The sequence below is a fragment of the Microbacterium sp. B19 genome (assembly GCF_000333395.1).
GTDB lineage: Bacteria > Actinomycetota > Actinomycetes > Actinomycetales > Microbacteriaceae > Microbacterium.
This window is the reverse complement of the sequence record NZ_BADA01000192.1, coordinates 1-4718: the sequence shown is the minus strand read 5'-3', so window position 1 is coordinate 4718 and position 4718 is coordinate 1. Positions and strand designations below refer to the sequence as shown.

At 71.7% G+C, this 4718-nt stretch carries 4 protein-coding genes; 2 read left to right on the top strand and 2 right to left on the bottom strand.

The features are described from left to right. A partial coding sequence (locus I5G_RS07090) for an amidohydrolase (RefSeq protein WP_204365542.1) occupies positions 1-1632 on the top strand: 1632 nt, incomplete at its 5' end. 44 nt (positions 1633-1676) lie between these two features. Here I5G_RS07090 and I5G_RS07085 read toward each other — a convergent pair. Both I5G_RS07085 and I5G_RS07080 read right to left on the bottom strand, forming a co-directional pair. Continuing rightward, positions 1677-2195: a hypothetical protein gene (locus I5G_RS07085; RefSeq protein ID WP_148286430.1), complete on the bottom strand. Its 519-nt coding sequence runs from the start codon at positions 2193-2195 to the stop codon at positions 1677-1679. 65 nt (positions 2196-2260) lie between these two features. Then, positions 2261-3703 carry an MFS transporter gene (locus tag I5G_RS07080; protein ID WP_022878431.1) on the bottom strand — a complete coding sequence of 481 codons (1443 nt, stop codon included), beginning with the start codon at positions 3701-3703 and terminating at the stop codon, positions 2261-2263. Between the two features lie 137 nt (positions 3704-3840). On the opposite strand from I5G_RS07080, the gene I5G_RS21170 reads away from it, so the two are divergent. After that, positions 3841-4710, top strand: coding sequence for a LacI family DNA-binding transcriptional regulator (locus I5G_RS21170; RefSeq protein WP_148286429.1), 870 nt, complete (start codon positions 3841-3843; stop codon positions 4708-4710). Positions 4711-4718: the final 8 nt, after the last annotated feature.

Below are 4718 nucleotides of genomic sequence, written 5' to 3'. Positions count from 1 at the left end.
CGGAAACGTCCGCACGTCGGCGCAGGAGATCATCCGATGACGGCCGCCCTCGTGGTGTTCGGGGGCCGCGTCGTCACGATGCTCGACGACGACACCGCCGCGCGGGGCGTGGCGATCGTGGGCGACCGCATCCTGGACTGCGGCTCCCGCGAGCGGCTCGAGCGCTGGATCGGTCCGACGACCCGCGTGATCGACGTCGGCGACGGCACGATCCTCCCCGGGTTCGTCGACTGCCACATCCACCCGGTGTTCGGCATCGGGCTGACCCGCGGGGCTGATCTGACCGGATGCCGCTCCCTGGATGACCTGCGGGCGGCCCTGGAGACGGAATGCGCACGCCTCGGCGACGACGAGTGGCTGCTCGGGTGGGGGCTGCAGCCCGCCGCGTTCGAGGGTGCCGAGGTGACGAATCACGTCCTGGACGAGGTCGCCGGCGACCGCCCCGCATTCCTCCGCTACTTCGACGCCCACGGCGCGCTCGCCTCGACGTCGGCGCTGCGGCGTGCCCGCGTCCGCGGTGACGAGACATTCTCCGACTCCTCGCGGGTGGTCGCCGACGGGGCCGGGCGGCTCACCGGCGCGCTGCTGGAAGCGCAGGCGATCGCGCTCGTCGAGGGGGAGATCCCGCCGCTGGACTTCGCGCAGAGAGCCGAGCGGCTGTACGAGATCCTCCTCCACATGGCCGAGGCGGGCTTCACGTCCGGCCAGGTGCAGGACCTCGCGCCGGATGCCATCGCCCTCCTCGAGGCGATCGAGGCGGAGCGCGACCTCCCGATCCGGCTGCGGATGTCGCCGTGGTTCGAGCCCGGCACCGACCTCGCCGACGTCAGCCGGCTCATCGACCTGCAGGGCCGGAGCGGCCGCGACTGGACCGTGCGGGGCGTGAAGACCATGATCGACGGCACCGTCGACAACGGCACCGCGTGGCTGCACCGCCCCGACGCGTTCGGCGAGTCGACCTCGTCGCTCTGGCTCCGGCCCGACGAGTACCCCGCCGCACTCGCCGCGCTGGACGCGGCCGGCGTCCCGACCACGACACACGCGATCGGCGACGCGGGCGTCGCGTTCGTCGCCCGCGCGATCGCCGCGGTGCCCGAGCGGAACGCGACCCACCGCGTCGAGCACATCGAAGTGCTCACCGACGACGTGCTCGAGGTCTTCCGCGCCGGCGGCGTGACGGCGAGCATGCAGCCGACCCACTGCACGCACTTCCTCCGGTCGGATCAGACCGACAACTGGTCGGTGCGGCTCGGCCCCGAGCGCACCGCCCTCGCCTTCCGGACGCGGGACATCGTGGATGCCGGGGTGCCCCTCGCCCTCGGATCGGATTGGCCGGTCGCCCCCAGCGACGCCCCCGGGATCCTCGCCGACGCCCAGTTGCGGCGACGGCACGACGAGCCGGACGCGGGTCCGGTCGGTGCGGATCAAGGACTCACCCCGATCGAGGCGCTGCGCGGCTTCACGACCGACGCCTACCGGACGATCGGCGAGGAGGGCGGCACGCTCGAGGTCGGCGCGCTCGCCGACCTGACGGTGCTGAGCGTCGACCCGCTCACCGCCGACCCCGGCGCCCTGGGTTCTGCGGACGTGGTGCTGACCGTCGTCGGCGGGCGCGTGGTCGTCGGCGGCTGACGACATCGACCCGGCCGATTCGCCCCGTGGGGGCCGCAGCGTGGTCAGGAGCGCGGTGTCGCGACGGGAGAGACCGTGGCGTCGAACGATGCCGCCCGCCGCCACCGGCGCGGCCAGACGAAGTGGATCACACTGAGGCAGAAGATGCCCCACCCGACCAGCAGGATCGGCAAGCCGGGAGCCGACGATTCCTGCCCCGTGGCGGCGATGACGCCGACGCCGACCAGCAGGACGACGAAGCCCGCGGCTCCCCCGATCACCGTGACCTCCCCGTGGGCGAGCCACCATCGGCGCGCCGCGGGGATCACCCGGACGGGCAGCCCGACGACGAGCGAGATGAGCGCCGACGGCACAGCGAGGAGGACCGGGACGACGACCATCCCGATCATCGTGACGATGCCGTCGTACTCGGTGATCATGGCGCCGATGCAGATCGCGGCCATCGCCCACAGTGCCGCGCCACCGGCGAAGAAGTTGACCACCGTCAGGACGCCCCACTGGTCGCCCCAGGGCGGCACTCCCGGCCGAGGTGCGCGGAGTGTGGCCCCTTCGATCGCCGACATGTGCCGATGATGGCACCGGCTCGCGCGCGGCGCGCCGTCGATGCTTCGACGCAGTTCCTATCGCCTCACTCCGGAAGCGCGGGATGCCGCTCGCTCGAGGCCGGACGTGTCGGGATGAGCAGCGCAAGAACGAGCGCGACGATCGCCGCACCCAGCCCGAGCGCGAACGACACGTCGAAGGCCTCGGCCGTGGGGACGCGGGTCTCGCCCTCGCCCGTCGACAGGGTCGCGAGCACCACCCCGACGACGGCGGCCGACGTGCTCGTGCCCAGGGAGCGCGCGAGGGCGTTCAGGCCGTTCGAGGCGCCGGTCTCGCTGGGCGGGACCGAGCGCATGATGAGCATCGGCATCGCCGCGTAGCCGAACCCGATGCCGAAGCCGATGAGGATGTTCGCCACGACGAAGTGCCACACCTCGGTCGAGAACAGCAGGCTGAAACCGTAGGCGAGGATCAGCGACACCGAGCCGGCGACCAGCAGCACGCGGGGGCCGATCGTGCGGGCGAGCGCGCCCGACAGCGGCGACAGCACCATCATCACCAGGCCCGACGGCATGACGACCAGGCTCGCGGCGAGCAGCGACAGCCCGAGACCCACGCCCGTGGCGGTGGGCAGCTCGAGGATCTGCGGGTGCGAGACGTTCGAGGTGAACAGCGCGAAGCCCATCGCGACCGACGCGAGGTTGGTGAGCAGCACCGGACGCCGGGCCGCGACCCGCAGATCGAGCAGCGGCTCGTCGATGCGGAGTTCGTACCAGCCCCACACGAGCAGGATCAGGATGCCACCGGCGGCGAGGCCGAGCGTGAGGGGGGACGTCCATCCCCACGAGTTGCCGCGGGAGACCGCGAGCAGCACGCCGATCAGGCCGACGGCGAGTCCCGCCGCGCCGATGTAGTCGAAGCGACCGGCGGTGCGGAGCACGCTCACCGGGACGATCACGAGGATCAGCACGAAGACGACGGCGCCCAGGGCCGCGGCGATCCAGAACAGCCAGTGCCAGTCGGTGGTCTCGGCGACGAGGGCGCTGATGGGAAGGCCGACCGCGCCGCCGACGCCGAGGGTGGCGCTCATGAGGGCGACCGCGCTGTCGACGCGATCCTCGTGGAGCACGTCGCGCATGATCGAGATGCCGAGGGGAACGACGCCGACCACCGCGCCCTGCAGGGCGCGACCCACGATCAACCCGATGATGCCGGGGGAGAGTGCCGCGATCACCGACCCGGCGATCATCACGGCGAGCAGAGCCAGGACGATGCGGCGCTTGCCGTACATGTCGCCGAGGCGTCCCGCGATCGGCGTGATCACGGCCGCGGCGAGGAGCGTCGAGGTGACGACCCAGGCGGTGTCATCCCTCGAGGCGTTCAGGAGCTCGGGCAGCTTCGCCTGGATGGGCACGACGAGCGTGAACATGAAGGACGAGCACAGCCCCGCGATGGCGAGGACGGCGACGACGGCGCCGTTCGGGGTGCTCCGGGAGAGTCTTCTTCGCGCGTTCTCGTCCCGTGACATCGCTCCCAGGCTAGCCGTTCCCGCACGGGGGAGGGCTCGGGGCGGAGTTGCAGAGGCGGAGATTGAAACGCATCAACCCCGTCCCCGGATCGGCTAGCATCCGAAGCAGACGGTCGAGGCGGACGGAGGGGGCACGGGTGTCGAACGGGATGCGGACGCCGAGCATGGCCGACGTCGCGCGCGTGGCGGGCGTGGCGCTCGGGACGGTCTCGAACGTCCTGAACCACCCCGCGAAAGTGTCGCCGGCGACGCTCGCGAAGGTGCAGGGCGCGATCGAGGAGCTCGGTTTCGTCCGCAACTCCAACGCCCAGCAGCTGGCGGCGGGGCGGTCGAGAAGCATCGGCCTGGTGGTCATCGACATCAGCAACTCGCTCTTCGTCGACATCGCCCGCGGTGCCCAGCGCTTCGCAGCCGAGCTCGGCATGAACGTCCTCGTCGCCAACAGCGACAACCGAACGGATCAACAGCGCGCCGACCTCGACTTCTTCGACGAGGCCCGGGTGAGCGGCATCCTGTTGGCCCCGATGGAGGATGCCAGCGCCGACGTCACGCGGATCCGGAGCCACGGGCGACCCACCGTGGTCCTCAACTACGACTCGGGCAGAGGCGACTGCTGCCAGGTGCTGATCGACAACGAGGAGGTCGGCTACCTGGCGGCGCGCCATCTCATCGAGCTGGGCCGCACGCGTCTGGCGTTCGTGGGCGGCCGGGACTACCTGCAGCCCGTCGCCCTGCGCCGTCGCGGCGTGCGCCGCGCGGTCGAGGAGGAGGGCGGCCGGGTCACGTTGCAGGAGGTCCCGACGGAGAACCTCGACCCGCCCGGTGGTCTCCGGGCCGGCGAGGAGTTGGCGGAGGAGGTGCGCGCGGGCCGTCTCGACGGTGTCATCGCGGTCACCGACCTCCTGGGGATGGCGATCATCCAGGTCTTCAACGCGCACGACATCGAGGTTCCGGGCGACGTGGCCGTGATGGGGTGCGACCACAACTCGGCCGCGGGGGCGGGATGATCCCGCTC